General features: G+C 37.8%; 17 protein-coding genes and 1 tRNA gene. 8 read left to right on the top strand and 10 right to left on the bottom strand.

Annotated elements, in window-relative coordinates; genetic code table 11:
• Positions 1 to 22 precede the first annotated feature (22 nt).
• Positions 23 to 99 (bottom strand) — tRNA-Val (locus OOA_RS07145).
• A gap of 158 nt (positions 100 to 257) precedes the next feature.
• Positions 258 to 1,631, bottom strand: a complete 1,374-nt coding sequence (locus tag OOA_RS07140; RefSeq protein ID WP_008911472.1) for an MATE family efflux transporter — start codon at positions 1,629 to 1,631, stop codon at positions 258 to 260.
• Between the two features lie 282 nt (positions 1,632 to 1,913).
• On the opposite strand from OOA_RS07140, the gene OOA_RS07135 reads away from it, so the two are divergent.
• Positions 1,914 to 2,570, top strand: a complete 657-nt coding sequence (locus OOA_RS07135) for a riboflavin synthase (protein WP_008911471.1) — start codon at positions 1,914 to 1,916, stop codon at positions 2,568 to 2,570.
• A 170-nt stretch (positions 2,571 to 2,740) separates the two neighbouring features.
• On the opposite strand, the gene OOA_RS07130 is transcribed toward OOA_RS07135, so the two are convergent.
• From OOA_RS07130 to punC, 4 genes are all read right to left on the bottom strand, one after another.
• Positions 2,741 to 3,013, bottom strand: a complete 273-nt coding sequence (locus OOA_RS07130) for a putative quinol monooxygenase (protein WP_008911470.1) — start codon at positions 3,011 to 3,013, stop codon at positions 2,741 to 2,743.
• 29 nt (positions 3,014 to 3,042) lie between these two features.
• Positions 3,043 to 3,795 (bottom strand): helix-turn-helix transcriptional regulator, encoded by a 753-nt coding sequence (locus OOA_RS07125; RefSeq protein ID WP_008911469.1) that lies wholly within the window; start codon positions 3,793 to 3,795, stop codon positions 3,043 to 3,045.
• Positions 3,796 to 4,248: 453 nt separating this feature from the next.
• Entirely contained in the window at positions 4,249 to 5,391 is a 1,143-nt protein-coding gene (gene cfa / locus OOA_RS07120; protein WP_008911468.1) for a cyclopropane fatty acyl phospholipid synthase, read from the bottom strand.
• Positions 5,392 to 5,755: 364 nt separating this feature from the next.
• A complete protein-coding gene (gene punC, locus OOA_RS07115) occupies positions 5,756 to 6,979 on the bottom strand; it encodes a purine nucleoside transporter PunC (RefSeq protein WP_008911467.1) in 1,224 nt (407 codons plus the stop codon).
• A gap of 123 nt (positions 6,980 to 7,102) precedes the next feature.
• Between punC and punR the strand changes: the two genes are divergently transcribed.
• Entirely contained in the window at positions 7,103 to 8,008 is a 906-nt protein-coding gene (punR, locus tag OOA_RS07110; protein ID WP_008911466.1) for a DNA-binding transcriptional activator PunR, read from the top strand.
• A gap of 1 nt (position 8,009) precedes the next feature.
• On the opposite strand, the gene purR is transcribed toward punR, so the two are convergent.
• Positions 8,010 to 9,035: an HTH-type transcriptional repressor PurR gene (gene purR / locus OOA_RS07105; protein WP_008911465.1), complete on the bottom strand. Its 1,026-nt coding sequence runs from the start codon at positions 9,033 to 9,035 to the stop codon at positions 8,010 to 8,012.
• A 1,117-nt stretch (positions 9,036 to 10,152) separates the two neighbouring features.
• On the opposite strand from purR, the gene OOA_RS07100 reads away from it, so the two are divergent.
• Positions 10,153 to 10,500, top strand: a complete 348-nt coding sequence (locus tag OOA_RS07100) for a Grx4 family monothiol glutaredoxin (RefSeq protein WP_008911464.1) — start codon at positions 10,153 to 10,155, stop codon at positions 10,498 to 10,500.
• A 113-nt stretch (positions 10,501 to 10,613) separates the two neighbouring features.
• On the opposite strand, the gene rnt is transcribed toward OOA_RS07100, so the two are convergent.
• Positions 10,614 to 11,255 carry a ribonuclease T gene (rnt, locus tag OOA_RS07095; protein WP_008911463.1) on the bottom strand — a complete coding sequence of 214 codons (642 nt, stop codon included), beginning with the start codon at positions 11,253 to 11,255 and terminating at the stop codon, positions 10,614 to 10,616.
• Between the two features lie 247 nt (positions 11,256 to 11,502).
• Positions 11,503 to 11,910, bottom strand: a complete 408-nt coding sequence (gloA, locus tag OOA_RS07090) for a lactoylglutathione lyase (RefSeq protein WP_008911462.1) — start codon at positions 11,908 to 11,910, stop codon at positions 11,503 to 11,505.
• A 172-nt stretch (positions 11,911 to 12,082) separates the two neighbouring features.
• Between gloA and OOA_RS07085 the strand changes: the two genes are divergently transcribed.
• Together OOA_RS07085 and slyA are read left to right on the top strand one after the other, a co-directional pair.
• On the top strand, positions 12,083 to 12,322 hold the full coding sequence (locus OOA_RS07085; protein WP_008911461.1) for a DUF1289 domain-containing protein: 240 nt from the start codon (positions 12,083 to 12,085) through the stop codon (positions 12,320 to 12,322).
• A gap of 655 nt (positions 12,323 to 12,977) precedes the next feature.
• Complete coding sequence (gene slyA / locus OOA_RS07080) at positions 12,978 to 13,412, top strand: transcriptional regulator SlyA (RefSeq protein ID WP_008911460.1); 435 nt, start codon at positions 12,978 to 12,980, stop codon at positions 13,410 to 13,412.
• Positions 13,413 to 13,896: 484 nt separating this feature from the next.
• Here the strand turns inward: slyA and OOA_RS07075 are convergent, their stop codons facing one another.
• On the bottom strand, positions 13,897 to 14,364 hold the full coding sequence (locus OOA_RS07075) for an outer membrane lipoprotein (RefSeq protein ID WP_008911459.1): 468 nt from the start codon (positions 14,362 to 14,364) through the stop codon (positions 13,897 to 13,899).
• Positions 14,365 to 14,899: 535 nt separating this feature from the next.
• Between OOA_RS07075 and anmK the strand changes: the two genes are divergently transcribed.
• The 3 genes from anmK (at position 14,900) to tyrS (ending at position 18,139) form a co-directional block, all read left to right on the top strand.
• On the top strand, positions 14,900 to 16,045 hold the full coding sequence (anmK, locus tag OOA_RS07070; protein WP_201764588.1) for an anhydro-N-acetylmuramic acid kinase: 1,146 nt from the start codon (positions 14,900 to 14,902) through the stop codon (positions 16,043 to 16,045).
• Positions 16,046 to 16,052: 7 nt separating this feature from the next.
• The gene (gene pdxH, locus OOA_RS07065; RefSeq protein WP_040691192.1) at positions 16,053 to 16,706 is read left to right on the top strand and encodes a pyridoxamine 5'-phosphate oxidase; all 654 of its coding nucleotides are present in this window, start codon (positions 16,053 to 16,055) and stop codon (positions 16,704 to 16,706) included.
• A 158-nt stretch (positions 16,707 to 16,864) separates the two neighbouring features.
• Positions 16,865 to 18,139, top strand: coding sequence for a tyrosine--tRNA ligase (gene tyrS, locus OOA_RS07060; protein ID WP_008911456.1), 1,275 nt, complete (start codon positions 16,865 to 16,867; stop codon positions 18,137 to 18,139).
• Positions 18,140 to 18,240 lie beyond the last annotated feature (101 nt).

The raw sequence follows: 18,240 nt of genomic DNA, 5'->3' as shown, positions 1-18,240 counted from the left end.
ATAATTTCGTTAACGTTTTAAATGGTGCGTCCGAGTAGACTCGAACTACCGACCCCCACCATGTCAAGGTGGTGCTCTAACCAACTGAGCTACGGACGCGTTTTAAAACGGTCTGGCTAACAACGGGGCGAATATTAACTTTCTGTTGCCGTTCTGGCAAGGGGAAAAATGTATTTTCGTGCGAGTTTGCTCGTATTTAAAGCGACTTGAACAAAGATACATTCCCCAAGAGAATAAATTGCCTATATTATCGTCAGTTATCGTGTTGATCGTAATAACACAACGCTATCAGGTTGCTTATGGATCCACCAGATACGAGCAGCCATTCCAATTGCGGCTGCACTGAGGCCAATAATAAAACCAATCCAAAATCCTTTAGGTCCCATTGCAGGGAATAGGATATCAGTTAAGGCGAGGATATAGCCAGCAGGTAATCCTAAAAGCCAATAAGCAACGAAGGTGATAAAGAAGATAGAGCGTGTATCTTTATAACCCCGTAGAATTCCAGCACCAATAACTTGCACAGAATCTGAAAGCTGATAAATTGCAGCAAATAACATTAAGCTTGATGCAAGCACAACCACTTCAGGGTTCTTGTTATACATCAAAGCGATAGGCTCGCGGAAAGTTGCGGTGAGGATCGCGGTAAAGCTAGCAATCAATAATCCGACCACTAAACTGGTATAAGATGAGACTTTGGCTGCTTCAGTTGATTGTTGCCCAAGGTTATAACCTACGCGAATAGTTGCTGCAATTCCTAATGATAACGGGAACATAAACATCACAGAGCTAAAGTTAAGTGCAACTTGGTGACCTGCAACGGCCACAACACCTAATGGCGCAACTAGCAATGCGACAATTGCAAACAACGTAACTTCAAAGAACAATGCCAAGCCAATAGGTGCACCCAAAACAAAAATACGCTTCATAATAAGAGGGTTAGGGGGAGCAAACCGCTTAGTTGCGCTAATATCACGTTGTGATGCAGCTTTTCTTACGTACCAGCGCATCATTAGGCACATTACCCAGTAAACCGATGCTGTAGCAACACCACAACCGACACCACCCAACGCAGGCGCACCGAAATGACCATAAATAAAGATGTAGTTAATCGGGATATTCACCATTAGCCCAAGGAAACCAATGACCATACCCGGCTTGGTTTTGGATAAGCCTTCACATTGCCCTCGATAGACCTGGTAGAATAAATAACCTGGCGCCCCCCACATAATTGCATGCAAGAAACGAACTGATTTATCAGCTAATTCTTCATTAATATGCGGCATATTACTAATGATCAACTTGCTATTATAAAGCAAGAAAATAACGCCAAGTGAGAGGAAGAACGCTAACCAAAGTCCCTGTTGAATTTGATTACCAATTAAATTTCGGCGACCAGAACCGTTCATTTGAGCAACAATTGGCGTTAATGCCATTAGAAGTCCTTGGCCAAAAAGAATAGCTGGCAGCCAGATTGAAAAACCGACTGCAACTGCTGACATTTCAGTTTCACTGACACTTCCTGCCATTACTGTATCCACAAAACCCATCGCAGTTTGTGAAAATTGAGCAAGAATAATCGGGATCCCGAGAGCTAGCAAGCTACGCGCTTCTGTAAAATATTTCTGCACGCATACACCTTTAAAGTTATAAAAACTGAATAAAATAATAATGGAAAGAAATGTTAATGATTTTTGATAAATCAAATAGTTAATGCTAATTTTTTATTTTAACTCTTTTAGTAACTTTAGCCAATGACCCTTAGATATGAATGACAAATAAAATCAATTATCGATAACTATAGTTACCGCAAATAAATTAGTTGGCGAGAAAATGAAACCACTCAAATTAGATAGATCTCTGAAAAATGTCAGGTAAACTGAGCCTATCAATCCACCGCGCTGAGAGTCATTATGTTTACAGGCATCGTTCAGGGGACTGCCCCAATTATTGAGGTTACGGAAAGAGCTAACTTTCGTACCCATGTGATGAAATTTACACCGGAGCTACTCGTTGGTTTAGAAACAGGTGCTTCCGTGGCACATAATGGTTGCTGTTTAACGGTAACAGAAATAGATGGTGACAAAGTCAGTTTTGATTTAATTAAAGAAACTCTGAGGTTAACTAACCTCGGTGAGCTTCAAGTTGGTGATGTCGTCAATATTGAAAGAGCTGCGAAGTATGGTGATGAAATTGGTGGGCATGTTGTTTCTGGGCATATTATAACTACCGCTGAAATCAGCAAGATATTCACGTCAGAAGATAATCATCAAGTGTGGTTATCCATCTATGATAAATCCTTAATGAAGTATATTTTACATAAAGGATTTGTTGCAATTGATGGCATTAGTCTAACGGTGGGGGATGTGATTAATAATCGTTTTTGTGTTCATTTAATCCCGGAAACGTTATCAAGAACAACTCTAGGTAAAAAAAGCCTAGGACACAAAGTTAATATTGAAATTGACCCACAAACTCAAGCAATAGTCGATACAGTAGAGCGAGTATTGCTACAAAAAGAGCAGGAGAAAAAATCACATAAAGCAGCGGTGCAGGGCGAAGAAAATTAGAACCCAAGGTTAGCATTAATATTTTGACATGAAGTGATATAGGATGCAGATAATAAATCTGCATCTAAACAGCCTAGCACTGTGAATGCTACAACATCAAGAAAAGAGTAATATCTATTTCTGAAAGCTAATATGCTTATTATGTCTTGAATTCGTGAGCGTTATGAAACTTAGCTCTCACTGAAGTTTATCGAAATAGTCGCATTGTCACGTTCAATGGCGTCTACTAATTGTTTAAAATGCTCTGTTTTTTTATGCATTTCTAGAGCGTCACTACTTTCCCATTCCTCAAAAACGATGTACCCATCTTCTTTAGTGAAAAGGTCATATTTAATGCATCCTTGCTCACGTCGACTTAGCTTAGCTAAATTTTTGATAATATCTTTAGTTAAAAATCCGTTTTTATTTTCCGTCGTGATTTGTGCATACACAATAATACTCATTCCATTCTCCTTATGCATATTACGAACTATCATAAAGAGTGCTTGGCTTTTGTATTGTAAAAAAACGAATAAGTTGATTTAACAAAAGCAGAGGGAGTCATCGTAAAATAACGTTTAAAATCGCGATTGAAATGAGACTGATCGTAATAGCCTGTTTCGAGCCAACTATAGGTATCCTGTTCTTTCAGCATGGTTTTGAGTAAATACTCTAACCGGCAATTAATCTGATACCTTTTTGGGGTAATACCGTATTCTTTTAAAAATTCTTTTTGTATAAAACGTGCGCTATATCCCGTTTCTTCGACGATATCGTTAATTTTTTTAGTTGGGTTGCGATAAAGGATAGACAGTATCTCATCAATTAACTGAGGTTGTTTTAATGCTTTTGTCGCTATAAAGCAATCAAGCAAACCTTTAAAAGAAGAGTTAGACAAGCTTTCATACCAAGGATCTTGCCATATATCTGAAAGAGAGGTTGGCTTATCGGTATAAGTTAAGGTTCTCTCTGGAAGCAAAAAACGCACAGCATCATGCCTAACTCGTAGTACCATCAGCTTTTCGTTATTAGGCTCAGCGGTAAATGTATGAACGCGAGGGATAACCAATAGGTATTTACTTATCTGCTGGTGATGCTCAGTAGACAGGGACAGCTCTTTGGATGAAACCCAAATTTCCGCACCGGTACCAGGGAAAATTTTAATCGGTGATGTCCATTTCTTGATAATCAAAACTGAACTAATAAAGCTATTTAATTCAGCCGGCGGATAGTACTGTTTGAGCATGAGTTACACACGTTAAGTTATTTGGCTCGCTAATGATAACATTTTAGTCGAAAGACTAACAAAAATAATACTAATGTACTATTTAATACTATTTTGATATCTAACTTGATTAAAGTAAGGCAATTTCTATTGGGTTGATCTATGAGTAACAATTGTACTGATGAGTTAATAACCTCAACTCTTCATGAGCTTAGGAAATTAATCGGTTCATGAAATATCTAAATATCATTAAATTTTCAAAGTTGAAAGTCGGAGGGCGCATTTAAAATTAATGAGTGACATTAATTTTAATATCTTTTCGGGGCATTATATAAAATAAAATGTCCTCATTAAGTTAGGTATCTAACTCAATAGAAGACATTTCAGATACACAGTTTTATGGCTCAAAAATTAAGAAATATGCTTTAGCGATAGTCCCTGTAAATTGGCTGGCAACGCCCAATTGTTTTACGATTATCGTGGCACTCGGATCCCTCGATTGACGCCATTTGGGCTCCATAGTATCTGCCATAACTGAATATCTCTTGCACGAAAAGCACCTGCGCATGAGTTCAAATAATAACTAAACATACGTTTAAAGCGAGGTGTGTAATTTTCGCTGAGTTCAGGCCAATTATCTAAGAAGCGCTCATACCATGCCATTAATGTCGTATCATAATCAGCGCCGAAGTTATGCCAGTCTTCCATAATGAATTTTCCCTCACTAGCTTCGCCGATATTTTGAATTGAGGGTAACACTCCATTAGGAAAAATATATTTACCGATCCATGAGTCGACATTGACTTTATTTGTATTCGAGCCAATGCTATGTAGCAAGAATAAGCCATCTTCTTTGATATTCCTGCGTGCTACGTCAAAATAAGTCGCGTAATTTTTAGGACCTACATGTTCAAACATGCCGACAGAAACTATGCGATCAAATTTATCATCTAATTCACGGTAGTCTTGCAAAATGATATTAACATCTAGGCTCTTGCAACGTTCTTGGGCAAATCTTTGTTGTTCTTTAGAGATTGTAACCCCTGTCACTGATGCTCCATAATGCTTAGCAGCGTATGCACTAAATCCACCCCATCCGCAGCCTATATCTAATAAACGCATGCCCGGCTCAATATGTAATTTTCGACAAATCAAATCTAGTTTATTAATTTGTGCTTGTTCAAGCGTTGTCGCTTCATGCCAATAACCACATGAATATTGCATGTAAGGGTCTAGCATTAGAGTAAAAAGGTCATTGCCCAAATCATAATGTTCCTCTCCAACGATCCAAGAACGTTTTTGAGTTTGCAAATTACGCAGACGCGCAATAGCAATTTTCATTATATCAGTGAAATTATTCGGTAATTTTGTATCGAGCTTGGCAAGCAGTACTTTATGGAAGAACATATCTAAACGTTCACAGTCCCACCAGCCGTCCATATAACTTTCTCCAAGGCCAAGGGAACCTTTTTGCAAAACTCTCTTAAAGAAGTCTTGATTGTGCACCTGAATATCAAACGGCCGGGAGCCATTAATTTCTATTCCTGCCTGATTTAATAAAGATTCTGCAATTCTTTGCCAATTTGAAATTTTGTTTTCATCTACACACGTGCTCATATGCTCTCCAACTTGAGATGAAGGTTTTTGAGATAGTCTTTTTTAGCCTAGTGTAAGTGCCGCAACAGTGAAGAATAGCTTCACAAAAAATAGGAACGCGCCAATATCGGCACATGCCACATTAAAGTAACCAGATAGCAATCAAACAAAAGATTACTTTTGAACAAGTATAATTGGAGTATAGAAGTGATATTTTTATTTAACAATAGCGAAAAATGTCACTTTGGGAAGAAATTCGATGAATTGTAGTCAAGACGTATAATTGAAGTATCAGATAAAGAGCTAATGATTTTAGAATGTTACACTAATGAGTTGTTTGAGTGAAAATCAGCCACTACTGAGTAGTGGCTGATAGTAGGTTTAGTTATTCAGTCTGATATTCTTGCTCTTCACTATTCAATTTAGTTGAAAGTTTTGTATATTGCATGAAATATCCAATAATCATTGGGATAGAGGTCACGGCCATCACACCCGTTGTTGCTAATAATGGTTCAAATGGTAATGCTGAAACTAATAAACTGGCGAGAAAACATAACCCAAGTTGTAATGAATTCTGCAATGCTGCGGCTTTACCACTAGCTTGTGGAAATGTGCTGAGCGCTTTTGAAACAGCAATTGGGTAAGAGGCTCCATTCATTGCTGCCATAAAACAAAATGGTATTAAGATCATTGTCAGCGTAGGTGTGGTATAAATCGCCATCAAAAACAGAATGGACATGCTAACTGCATAACCAATTAATAATAAAGGAAATAAAACTTCAGCACGCATTTTTATTAATATAAAACGGCAGCCATAGCCCCCAACAATAAATGCAAGAGTTTGTGGAATATAACTTAAGCCAATATCTGCTGGATTAAAACCCATGTTACGGAGAATAAAAGGTGACCCAGTTAACCAAGCAAAGAAGCCTGCACTACAAGCTGCATAAATTAAAACGTTACCACTAAAAACGCGTGAACTTAGTAATTTAAGGAATGAAACAGATTCTTTAGCTGTTAGATCGCCATTAAAATTGTTTACGGTGATTTTTTTCAATAACAGTGTCGGAAGTAACAATACGATACCAACAGCCATTAGAATGACAAAAATAATTTCCCAATCATAATGTTCTAACACCCATGCACCAAGTAACGGAGCTAAAGCAGGAGAAAGAGCAACTAGAGGCATGATCGAAGCAAACACTTTTTGTGCTCTTTCAGCATCATAGCGGTCGATGACTAATGCCTGCCAGAGAACTGCTGCACTACAGACACCAACAGCTTGTAAAAAGCGCAAAATGAGTAGCTGTGTTGCATCAGTAACCCAAAGTATGCCTAAGCAGCTAAGGATGAATATGGATAAACCTACAATCAATATTGGCTTGCGACCAAGTTTATCTGATAGTGGACCCCATAAAAGTTGAGCGAAAGCAAATCCAGCTAAAAAGATACTAAGTGAAGCACTGATTGCCCCTTCAGAGGTATTTAATGCGGTTTGCATAGGCCCAAAAGCAGGCAGGTACATGTCGATGGCTAGAAACCCTAACATGCTCAAACCAGCTAGGTAGAGCATAAAGCCTGGGGAATTTTTCGTCGCAGTATTTGTCATAGTGGCTTACTTATTTAGAATTTACAAAAATGTTAACAGATACCCTATTGTATAGGCTGTTTTTTTACTATGTGAAACGGTAATATTTGGATCTTGCTATCAAATTTTTTGAAAGGAAAAATTATGTGGTCAGCTCATGCACTCGAAGTCATTGATGCAGTGGCAAGAACGGGTAGTTTTAGTGGTGCAGCAGAGGAGTTACATCGTGTTCCTTCTGCAATTAGCTATACTGTCAAGCAAGTAGAAGGATGGTTAGCCGTGCCAATATTTGAACGACGTCACCGAGATGTTATTTTAACCGAAGCTGGCGAAATCTTTGTTAAGCAGGGTCGGTCTGTTATCAAAAAAATGATACAGACACGTCACCAGTGCCAACAAGCAGCAAATGGTTGGCGAGGTCAATTCAGTATTGCGGTCGATTGCATTGTGAAACCTCAACGAACACAGCAGCTCATTCTTGATTTTTATCGACATTTTCCAGATATTGAATTGTATATTCATCCAGAAGTCTTTAACGGTGTCTGGGATGCGCTTGCGGATGGACGAGTTGATGTCGCAATCGGTGCTACCCGTGCATCACCTATTGGTGAGCGTTATAGTTTTCGCGATATGGGATTTATGTCATGGCTATGTGTTGCAAGTCCAAATCACCCTTTAGCTCAGCTAGATGAAAGATTAACGGATGATCAAATGCGTGCTTATCCAAGTTTATGTCTGGAAGATACGTCGAAGAACTTACCTAAGCGAGATACATGGGCGTTGGATAATCAACGTCGATTAGTTGTACCATTTTGGGAAAATGGTATAGCGTGTTTGGTGAATGAACTCTGCGTTGGTATGGTACCTGAACATCGTGCAGCACCTTTGTGCAAGGAAGATAAACTCGTACAACTTCAATTGGCTCAACCTTTTCCTCCGAGCCCTTGTTGTCTTACATGGGTAGAAAAAAATACTTCACCAGCGTTGAGTTGGTTGCTTGATTATCTTGGAGATAGTGAAACACTCAACGCTGAATGGTTAGCGCCTTAAGTTAGCGACGATAATCGATGAATGGCCCATCAGCGACTGAGCGCCGTTCAACTAAACGTGGATGTACTTCAATTGTTTGTGCATCTTCACGCTTGTTAACAATTCGGTCAAGTAGCATAGTGAATGCCATCTGGCCTAAGCGTTCTTTAGGCTGATGAATCGTTGTTAAAGCCGGTGTGAAGTAACGTGCATTACGAACATTATCATAACCAATGATCGAAATATCTTGGGGAACACGCAGGCCCATTTCATCGGCGGCACAAATAGCGCCCATGGCCATAATATCTCCACCACAGAATACAGCTGTAGGCTTTTGTTTATTATTCAAAATTTGCATCATGGCTTTATAGCCAGACTCAGGTTCAAAATCGCCTTGAACAATCCATTCTTTGGGTAATGTGATTTTTGCTTCTTCCATGGCTTTTTGAAAGCCAGTCAATCGGCCAATCCCTGTATTTCGTTCTAGTGACCCCGGAATGATACCGATATCTCGATGGCCGCGATCAATTAAGTAACGGCCTGCAAGGTAACCACCATGGAAGGAGTTATCAATAATGCTATCGGTAAAATCACCACGTGAAGTTCCCCAATCCATAACAACCATTGGAATATTACGGTAGTCTTCTAACATACTAATCAATTTTTCTGGGTATTCAGAGCACATGACTAGCAGACCATCAACCCGTTTTTGGGCAAGCATCTGTAAATAAGCTTGTTGTTTACCTATGTTATTATGAGAATTACATAAAATTAGTGTATAGCCTTTCTCATAACAGCTATTTTCTACGGACTCAATGACTTCGGCAAAATAAGGCGCTTCACTTGATGTCGCTAGTAAACCAATCGATTTGGTATGATTGACTTTCAAACTACGTGCAACTGCACTTGGTGAATAATTGAGTTCTTTTATCGCAGCCCAAACAGCAGCCTTAGTATCATCGGCTACGAAGCGCGTTTTGTTAATTACATGGGATACGGTTGTGGTTGAAACGCCAGCGCGCTTTGCCACATCTTTAATCGTTGCCATGGGGGAAAAAAACTCCTGACCAATAACCGGTCTTGTTATGAATTCTTGTTAAAAATTACCAACATATTGAGGCATTGAGCCTTAGCTGGCAATAATTTAGCGATTTGTTATGAATTTTGTCTGATCTAGCGCAAAAACAAAAGAAATAATTGATGTTATAACCTGTGATATAGGCACTGGTTTTTGTTGATTGTCATGTCATACTGATATAACTATATACAAATTATGGTTATTTTGCTGGCAAATTGTTCTTTCTTGTATGGGTGAGAAACTTATGGATACAGATTTAAAATTTGGATTATTAGCTGCGTGTGGTTCTTTAGCTTTAATCGTTACTCTAGTTGTACATATTTTTTAATTTTATTTGTTTAATTTAAGATAAAGAAGATGAGGGTGAGCAGAAGCTCGCTCTTATCATTAATGTGGTTTTTCTTCAGCAAATTAAATCAGCTCCCTTTGCCTCGTTAGTAAACCAAGCTCTATGATAAATGCATGCTATCGACCGAAAGATTTAATTTTATTTTTAAAGATCACATTACTCTTATAATAAGTCGTTGAGTAAATTAGTTTGAATAACTAAACTTAACCGAAATATATATGAAATCTAATATCTCCTGTTAGGTTCTTGTCAAATTAGCAACTAATGTGTCATTACTTCGTATTTACTTGCCAAGAGTAAACGCACATAGTCGTTTGTTTTTAGTGTTACCCACTACCAGCTGTTGTCTGGCGATTCAAACCCGATTTACCAAGATATCGATCAGCCCTAGAAATCGCAGGGAGCTGTAAAACATGCAAATACAATTTTCCAGCTGTACTATTATGCTATGCAATTTGAGAGTTGTTTTGTGCGCGAGCGATGATGTCTAAACTGTAACGTAAAAATAGAAAAATGAAGTCAGTAGATTCATTTGACTTGAATCATAAATTAGTCACAATAGTAACAAATCAAAAGGAGGGGGTTGCCCCCTCTTTTTTCATTCGAAATCACCACCTAACTTATTAATGTATTTAGAGTGGAATGTAGTATTATGTAGTATATTTTTTGGGCTAAATTATATCTAACCAATTGATATATAATAAATATGCTAATCATATTAATGTTAAGGAAGTAAAAATGACGACAATTGAAAGAATCGAACGCCAAATTAAAGAAAACCCAATTCTGCTCTATATGAAAGGTTCTCCAAAGCTTCCAAGCTGTGGCTTTTCTGCTCAGGCAGTACAGGCTCTATCTGGTTGCGGTGAACGCTTCGCTTATGTCGATATTCTGCAAAATCCTGATATCCGTGCCGAGTTACCAAAATATGCTAACTGGCCAACATTCCCACAGCTATGGGTTGACGGGGAATTGGTTGGCGGATGCGATATCATCATGGAAATGTATCAACGTGGTGAACTGCAATCGCTAATTAAAGAAACAGCAGACAAGCATCGTCCAGCTGATGAGACTAATGCGGAGTAGGTTAGTTTCGTAATAAATTCTTATTAAAAAGACCCCCAGTAATTGGTTGTCCAACTACTGGGGGTCGATTTATTTTTAGACTAATATGTTATTTAGATCAAAAATACTAACGATTATTCTTGTTCAGCTAATGGCCAACCACCTAATTTTTTCCACTTATTAACCAGCTCACAAAAAAGAAGAGCTGTGCGGTTAGTATCATATAGGGCGCCATGTGCTTGCTTCCCATCGAATGGAATTCCAGCTGAAGCACAGGCTTTGGCTAAAATCGTTTGCCCGAAAACAAGTCCGCTTAAAGCTGCAGTATCAAAAGTAGCAAAAGGATGAAAGGGGTTTCTTTTTAAGCCAGATCGTTCCGCAGCATTCATAACGAAGCTATGATCGAATGTCGCATTATGTGCAACAATAATAGCACGATTGCAATCGGTCTTTTTCATACCTTTACGCACCATTTTAAAAATAGCATGAAGTGCTTCATATTCACTAACTGCACCACGTAAAGGATTTGTTGGGTCAATGCCCGTAAAAGCTAAGGCAGTGGGTTCTAAATTTGCGCCTTCGAACGGCTCAACATGAAAATGGAGAGTTTCATCAGAAGATAACCAACCATCTTTATCCATCTTCAGCGTGATGGCAGCAATCTCAAGTAGGCCATCTGTTTTGGCGTTAAATCCGCCTGTTTCAACATCAATGACAACAGGGTAATAGCCCCTGAAGCGGTTAACCAGAGAGTTAGGATTATTTTTATCAGACATTAGACTTTCATATTAAAGTTGCTGGTTGGTATCTATTATGCCAAAACCAGTAAAATTTTGTAGGTAAACGCAATGTATTATTTAGGCAATCTGAAAATTGCCTAAATAATAAAATAATATACCCGCTATACTTCGAGTTGTATGTTTGTAGGCGTTATCTTAGTTGCCTGAATTACATAGTGATCACATTCCGACGATATCTGCTTTGCCACCACACTCATCTCGAATTATATTGGATATGGCTCGATTAATGACCTAAGCCTTTGCTCGCACTTTTGTTTTCAATCAACTCAATTTTGTAGCCATCAGGATCTTCGACAAAAGCGATAACAGTTGTTCCACCTTTAACTGGACCTGCTTCACGAGTGACATTACCTCCTGCATTACGGATATCATCACAAGTTTGAGCGACATTGTCGACACCCAGAGCAATATGTCCATAAGCGGTACCTAACTCGTAACTATCTACTCCCCAGTTATAGGTCAGCTCAATAACTGCACCTTCACTTTCGTCACTGTAACCTACGAATGCTAATGAATATTTATACTCTGGGTTTTCGCTAGTACGCAAAAGACGCATTCCCAATATTTTAGTATAAAAGTCAATCGAACGCTGCATGTCTGTTACTCGTAACATGGTATGTAGTAAGCGCATATAAACTCCCTTAAAAGTAACTGAGTGAAACTGAATCGTTTTAACGTTATTAATATAACGCGCTTAATGCATTTAACACAATGAAAGAGGTTTATTTTTTAGGCAAATGATAGATATAATTATGTTAGTGGAGTATATCATCAATTCCAGATCCTAGTTAGAGGGCATGAATATGATAGAACAGCTTGAGTTTTTTGAAATTCAAAGCCCATGTCGTGCAATTTGTCAAACGAATGAGCAAGGTTACTGCCGCGGATGTTTTCGTTCTCGTGACGAGCGCTTTGAATGGCTAAAATATACGGACGCACAAAAGCGCAATGTTTTACGGTTATGCCGCCAGCGTTATATTAGAGCAACGATAGTAAGGGATGTAGAAGACGACATTTCCTCAACTCAGCAAGAACTCTTTTAAATAATCATCATACGTCAAAATACCCAGTTGTTGATGTTGTTTAACTAAATAGTATCATTACATTATTATTCTAGTGACCTACAGAATTTTCAAAATATTTTAGTATAAATGAATAATAGCTTAGTTTTTTGTTTTATTGATAAGTTATCTAATTTACATATAATAAAATCATAAATTAGTTAAAGTCAAATTATTTTGCTATAGTCAATCCTATTATTTGATTTTGGTATTAATTTTCCGTTGGAATTATTGATTCAATAAAGATAACATGACTAAAAAGAATATAATTTTAAGAATAACTATATTTTATTGTTTTTAAAGGGTTAATCTGGCATTGGATTTTTAATTGTTAATTGTAATTACTATAAGGGTTAAAATAGATAGATTCGAGAGGAGAGTGAGGCTATTCTTATTAACAAGATAATTAATCGTTTATCTTAGTGAATAAAGTCAATTTTAATATATAAATTGCATCTGTATTACTTGTGATTGAAATCACAAATAAAATGATTGGCGATGACTAGAAATAGGTATTTATTATGGTTTATTTTAATAATTAGTTGTCACAGCAAGAGGAAGTGAATATATAATTTACAAAATAATTTAAAGTTTGTTTATTTATTGGGCAAGATAATTTTATAATAAGGAGGGAACATTGGAGTCACAAATAGGAACCGATTTATCACGAGTTGTGCGGATGTGGAGGTCATTGATTGATCATCGTCTGAAACCACTTAAGTTAACTCAAACACATTGGATAACGTTACATAATATAAGTCAATTACCGCCGGAGCAGTCTCAGATTCAGCTTGCAAAGGCTATTGGTATTGAACAGCCATCGTTAGTAAGAACACTAGATCAGTTAGAAGAAAAAAAACTGATCTCACGTCATACTTGTGTAAATGATAGGCGAGCTAAAAGAATAAAGCTGACTGATGAATCTGAGCCTTTTATCAAAACTGTTGATGCAGTTATTGATAATACTCGCCAAGAAATATTGGAAAATATAACACAAGATGAACTTAGCCAACTTTCATTGATACTATTAAAATTAGAGAAAAACATTTTTCGTTTGCAAGGAGATTTATAATTAATTTATCAATAATCTTAGTTTATTATTCAAACTTTAATTATTTATATAACAAATGATTTTTTCTGATTGTTATGGATGAATCAATTAAGTTGAAATTCAATTATCAACTGAGTTTATTATTAGTGTTAAATTTACTTAAGTTTAACTGGTTTATTAGTGATAATAGTTAATCATAATATTATAGCTTTGAAATCAAATGAAAACATGACATCATTAAATTAACTGTTTTTTAATAAGTGGAAAAAATACAGTTCGAAATAATAATCAAAATAGGGCAATGGTTGATATTCGCCTAGTTTCCCACGGATTTTCAATTATTCATTAATATTGAAGTTAGTATAAAGTTTGTAAAATAGATGGAAATATTTGAGTCATATGAGGTATTGATAAATAAATTGATATAATTCATAACTGGCATTATTTAGCCTAAATTAAAAAAGATATGTTCACCGGGGATACCACCGGTGAACATACTCTAATACTATCGTGGGGAAACAGTTACTGTGCCACCACTATTCGCAATCATTACGCGCTGACCTGAACGGAAAGCACTTGGATCTTGTTTTTGAACGACGACAATATTTTTGCCGCTATCAAGACGAATTTCTAGTTGTACACCTTGGCTCTTATTCAGCGCACTTTGAGCTTCTTGCCCCGCCAAACCACCGGCAATAGCACCAGCAGCCGTTGCAAGAGTTTTACCAGTACCACCGCCGACAGTGTTACCTAGTAGACCCCCTAATACTGCACCACCGATTGCACCGATAACATTTTCATCGTTACCAGCTTGGATAGTAACAGGGCGAGCATTCAGTATAGTACCGTAAGTAACGGTTTGTACTTGTTTCGCATCGCTAGCTGAAATAGTATCACCAGAAAGTGTACTGGTATTGACACAGCCAGATAATAAAACGACTGCTACAACACCGACAAAAACTTTCTTAAGCATAATTACTCCTCTGAGACTTGCAGTCTGTGGCACTAACATAGCATTGGATAATTGTTTTAACCATAATCACAAAATGATTTTTAAACTATGCACAGTTTAAAACGGGTATTAGACTACTGATTCTGATTTAAACATAGCGTAAACACTAGGTAAAATATCTCAAAGTAAGAAATATTCCATATAGTAAAGCACACTTTGTTAAACTCTAACCTTAAGTAAATTTACGAGATAATCATCAATTGATACAGATCGCACAAAAGTATTTTTTGATTTCCGAATCCCTTCTTAATTTTAAATAACCTAACGTGGTAATTATACTATAAATTATAATTACCACGTTAGGTTTTGATTCGTGTCAAAAATGTTGTTTGTCTATATTTTAGACTGAAAATTCTATTGTTTTGAGATCTATTTTTATTTCCTGCGAGTTAGCCCGAGAAATCATAATACGAAGTTGACAAAATTCGAGATGAAAGCACAATCTTCTGATGCTCAAAATCACAAAATCGTTATGTAATCTGAAGGAACAATAATGATGATAAAGTCGGGTCGTTATATAGGGGTTATGTCAGGAACCAGTTTAGACGGAGTCGATGTTGTTCTCGCTGCGATTAGCAATAAATTTGTTGCTGAGCAATTTAGTATTAGTGTTGCTTTTCCTAATGAATTAAAAAAAAGGATTCTCAATATTTGCCAAGGGCAAGAAACCACATTGTCCGAAATTGGTAAAATTGATCGTGAATTAGGAACGCTTTACGCACAAGCAATTAATCGATTGCTTGCTGATACTGGTATACCAGTGAAAGATATCATTGCGATTGGTTGTCATGGGCAGACTGTTTGGCATGAACCTGATGGTGAACAACCGTTTACGATTCAACTTGGTGACAACAACCGAGTTGCAGCATTGACAGGAATTACAACTGTTGGTGATTTCAGGCGCAGAGATATGGCTTATGGAGGACAAGGCGCACCACTTGTACCTGCATTTCATTTAGCAGTTCTTGGGCACGCTACTGAAAAAAGAATTATATTAAACATCGGTGGAATCGCAAATATAACAGCTTTACTTCCTGGCGCTTATGTTAAAGGTTATGACACTGGGCCAGGGAATATGTTGATGGATACATGGATATGGCGACATAAACAATGTGCTTATGATGAAGATGGTAATTGGGCGAGCACAGGCACAGTAAATCAGGCATTGTTAAAAGCGATGTTATGCGATCCTTATTTTAGGCGTTCAGCGCCAAAAAGCACAGGTCGTGAATATTTTAATATGCAATGGTTAGACAGGTACTTGTCTGACTTTAAAAATCTTCCCGCACAAGATATTCAAGCAACATTATGTGAATTAACGGCAGCTTCGATAGTAGAACAAATCTTGCTTTGTGGCGGTTGTGAACGTTTAATTGTTTGTGGTGGTGGTGCAAGAAATATATTTCTGATGCAACGATTGGCTGCTTTACTTCCTGGAACAGAAGTCGGGTCTAGTGATAAATATGGTTTAAGTGGTGATGATATGGAAGCACTTGCTTTCGCATGGCTTGCTGCACGTACAATAGCTAATTTATCCGGTAATCTTGCATCTGTAACTGGCGCGACTCGTGAGACTGTGCTTGGTGCCATTTATCCTGCGAATACTGATGAAAATAATTGCGTTAAGGCGTTAAGGGAATAGGAAAATGATGAACGACGCACAAAAAGTAGATTTAGCGGCTCTACGCCGTGAATATACGAAGGGTGGTTTAAGGCGTACTGACTTAACGTCTGATCCATTACAGTTATTTGAGTTATGGATGAAGCAAGCTTGCGAAGCAAATTTAAGTGACCCGACGGCAATGTGTGTGGCAACAGTGGATGAAACTGGTCAACCCTATCAACGAATCGTATTGTTAAAACATTTCGATGAAAAAGGTTTGATTTTTTACACTAATATGGGTAGTCGTAAGGCTCAGCATTTGGGGCAAAATAATAAAATTAGCCTGCATTTCCCATGGTATCCATTAGAACGTCAAGTTAATTTCCTTGGTGTCGCTGAACGATTAAATCCTATTGAAGTGATAAAATATTTTCACAGTCGCCCAAAAGATAGTCAAATTGCGGCATGGGCATCTCAACAATCATCTAAAATATCAGCTCGCAGTATTTTGGAAGGTAAATTCTTGGAGTTAAAACAAAAATTCCAAAACGGAGAGGTTCCACTACCAAGTTTCTGGGGTGGTTTTCGTGTGGTATTTAATAGTGTGGAATTTTGGCAAGGGGGCGCGAATCGATTACATGACCGGTTCCTCTACCAACGGGAAGAAAATGGTTGGAAAATTGATAGATTAGCACCGTAATAATGTATTTTTTAGCTGGCACTTAAAAGCTATGGGCTTTATGCTATAGCTTCGTTTACGAAAACTGACAAGCTACACTTACACGGTTTGAGTCAAGATTTAAACCGTGGGGTATTTAATTAAAATAGATAGACAAAATTCAACCGATGGAGTCATTGATGTCTAGCAATAACCTGATTAAACAATTGCAAGAGCGGGGCCTCGTTGCCCAGGTAACGGACGAGGATGCGTTAGCAGAGAGACTGGCGCAGGGCCCAATCTCTCTCTATTGTGGCTTCGACCCTACCGCCGATAGCTTGCATTTGGGCCATCTGGTTCCCTTGCTGTGTTTAAAACGATTCCAACTAGCCGGGCATAAGCCCGTGGCGTTGGTCGGTGGCGCAACGGGTCTAATTGGTGACCCGAGTTTTAAAGCCTCTGAGCGTAAATTAAATACCGCAGAGACCGTCCAAGAGTGGGTAGATAAAATCCGTAACCAAGTTTCTCCTTTCTTAAGTTTTGATTGTGGCAATAATAGCGCAGCACTTGCCAATAACTATGATTGGTTTGGAAAAATGGATGTGCTAACTTTCTTACGTGATATTGGTAAGCATTTTTCTGTTAACCAGATGATCAATAAAGAAGCAGTCAAACAGCGTCTGAATCGTGATGATGTTGGTATCTCTTTTACTGAATTTGCTTACAACCTACTGCAAGGCTACGACTTTGCGAATCTGAATAAAGAGTATGGTGTTGCATTACAAATTGGTGGTTCAGACCAATGGGGTAACATTACATCAGGTATTGACCTTACTCGTCGTTTACATCAAAACCAAGTTTTTGGTCTGACAGTTCCTCTAATCACTAAATCAGATGGAACTAAATTTGGTAAAACAGAAGGTGGTGCTGTATGGCTTGATCCTAAGAAAACCAGCCCATATAAATTCTATCAATTCTGGATCAATACTGCGGATGCGGATGTCTATCGCTTCTTAAAATTCTTTACTTTCATGGAATTAAGTGAGATTGATGCACTTGAAGAAGAAGATAAAAATAGTGGTAAAGCGCCACGTGCCCAATATGTATTAGCAGAAAATGTCACTCGATTAGTCCATGGCGATGTAGGTTTGGCTGCAGCGCGCCGTATAACTGAGAGTTTATTTTCAGGAGCTGTGGGTGATTTAACAGCAGAAGATTTCGAGCAATTGGCACAAGATGGCATGCCATCTATCACACTTGAAGATGGTGCTGATTTGCAACAAGCACTCGTTGATTCAGAATTAACGCCTTCTCGTGGTCAAGCTAGAACAGCGATTAGCTCCAATGCTGTCTCAGTTAATGGCCAAAAACAAACTGAGCCAATGTATATATTTAATGATGCAGACCGCTTATTTGGTCGTTTCACCTTGATTCGTCGTGGTAAGAAAAACGACTGTTTGATCAACTGGAAATAGCTCTGACTAACTATTGTTAGAATAGCCCGAGATTTTCTCGGGCTATTCATCTATCACAATGGATAATCACTAGTTTTTCTTCATTCGATATAACGATTCCT

Origin of the sequence: Providencia burhodogranariea DSM 19968, from assembly GCF_000314855.2 — a bacterium.
In the GTDB taxonomy this organism is placed as follows: Bacteria; Pseudomonadota; Gammaproteobacteria; order Enterobacterales; family Enterobacteriaceae; genus Providencia; species Providencia burhodogranariea.
The sequence above is the reverse complement of the archived record's forward strand: the minus strand, read 5'-3'. Positions and strand labels throughout refer to the sequence as shown.

Bases quoted from the DNA above. Each gene is read 5' to 3' on its own strand.
- anmK (WP_201764588.1), top strand. From the start codon at position 14,900: ATGATAAAGTCGGGTCGTTATATAGGGGTTATGTCAGGAACCAGTTTA.
- OOA_RS07135 (WP_008911471.1), top strand. From the start codon at position 1,914: ATGTTTACAGGCATCGTTCAGGGGACTGCCCCAATTATTGAGGTTACG.
- pdxH (WP_040691192.1), top strand. From the start codon at position 16,053: ATGAACGACGCACAAAAAGTAGATTTAGCGGCTCTACGCCGTGAATAT.
- OOA_RS07125 (WP_008911469.1), bottom strand. From the start codon at position 3,795: ATGCTCAAACAGTACTATCCGCCGGCTGAATTAAATAGCTTTATTAGT.
- purR (WP_008911465.1), bottom strand. From the start codon at position 9,035: ATGGCAACGATTAAAGATGTGGCAAAGCGCGCTGGCGTTTCAACCACA.
- tyrS (WP_008911456.1), top strand. From the start codon at position 16,865: ATGTCTAGCAATAACCTGATTAAACAATTGCAAGAGCGGGGCCTCGTT.
- punR (WP_008911466.1), top strand. From the start codon at position 7,103: ATGTGGTCAGCTCATGCACTCGAAGTCATTGATGCAGTGGCAAGAACG.
- OOA_RS07075 (WP_008911459.1), bottom strand. From the start codon at position 14,364: ATGCTTAAGAAAGTTTTTGTCGGTGTTGTAGCAGTCGTTTTATTATCT.
- OOA_RS07130 (WP_008911470.1), bottom strand. From the start codon at position 3,013: ATGAGTATTATTGTGTATGCACAAATCACGACGGAAAATAAAAACGGA.
- rnt (WP_008911463.1), bottom strand. From the start codon at position 11,255: ATGTCTGATAAAAATAATCCTAACTCTCTGGTTAACCGCTTCAGGGGC.
- OOA_RS07085 (WP_008911461.1), top strand. From the start codon at position 12,083: ATGATAGAACAGCTTGAGTTTTTTGAAATTCAAAGCCCATGTCGTGCA.
- gloA (WP_008911462.1), bottom strand. From the start codon at position 11,910: ATGCGCTTACTACATACCATGTTACGAGTAACAGACATGCAGCGTTCG.
- OOA_RS07100 (WP_008911464.1), top strand. From the start codon at position 10,153: ATGACGACAATTGAAAGAATCGAACGCCAAATTAAAGAAAACCCAATT.
- punC (WP_008911467.1), bottom strand. From the start codon at position 6,979: ATGACAAATACTGCGACGAAAAATTCCCCAGGCTTTATGCTCTACCTA.
- cfa (WP_008911468.1), bottom strand. From the start codon at position 5,391: ATGAGCACGTGTGTAGATGAAAACAAAATTTCAAATTGGCAAAGAATT.